The organism is Skermanella sp. (assembly GCF_059503625.1).
On the sequence record NZ_JCACHA010000443.1, the window covers coordinates 1331 to 2358 of the forward strand.

At 54.6% G+C, this 1028-nt stretch carries 1 protein-coding gene; it reads left to right on the top strand.

The window, feature by feature from the left end; translation table 11 throughout:
• Window positions 1-193: 193 nt before the first annotated feature.
• Window positions 194-1028 (top strand): hypothetical protein (locus AC5JJ6_RS09720; RefSeq protein WP_496041845.1); only part of this gene is annotated, 835 nt, incomplete at its 3' end.

Here is a 1028-nt window from a genome sequence, read left to right on the forward strand (position 1 = left end):
CAATTTGTGTAATCCGTGCCGTCGCTGGTTTAAAGTTTTTTTATGAAGAGTTTTTGAGAATTTTAGCTAAGAACCTTCTTCTGGTCTGAGCTTATTATTACCTCAAGAATTCTCACGCGCATTACTGGCTTTACTTAAATAAAAAAGCCCATGCGTGAATAATCATCAAATTTTTATGATGGATGCTAAATAAATGGTCAACCTCGTCAAACACGACCTTCTGTTCATCCTGGATCAAATCAAAATTGCCGAGAAACATGCGGGCGGCACGCCGCTGACAGAGCTGGTCGAAAACCCGCTTCTGCCTTATGGCCTGCGCACGGTCGACGGCAGCTACAACAACTTGGTTGCGGGGCGCGAGGAGTGGGGCGCTGCCGACAACCCGTTCCCGCGCATCACAGATCCCTATTATCGGAACGAGACGGACGATAGCATCACGTTCGGTGCTGGCTCACCAGGCCAAGTTGTCTTCACGGATGGCAACTATGCCGAGATGGGCACGCCCCCTTCCCAATCGATGGGTCTTGGTGGCGGCACGGTCGTTGACGCTGATCCCCGCATCATTTCCAACCTCATCGTCGACCAGACCTTGGACAATCCAGCGGCTATCTACGCGGCCCTGCTCTATTCCGGGGTGACGGGCGCTGGGCTGATGGCGGGTGTAACCGAGATCAGGTCGGCCAAAGTTGCACTCGATAAGGCCCTCACCAATGCGGAAACCGCAACGGCACAGAGCGCGACCCTTCAGCAAACGTTGACGAACATTCAAACAGTCTCGACTGCGGCTCAAACGGCTCTTAGCGCCGCACAGGCGCAGGCAACGAGCATGCAGGCAGCCTATCAGGCAGCGGACGCGGCCGTCACGGCTTCCCAGCAAGACGTAATAGACGCTCAAGGGACCCTGAACAATCTCACCAAAACCGGCACTCCGGAGGAAATTCAAGAAGCGACCGACGCGCTGACCGCAGCTAACGCTGATCTGTCCGCAAAGAAGGCTCTGGCTGCAACGGCCCAGGGGAATCTGGATG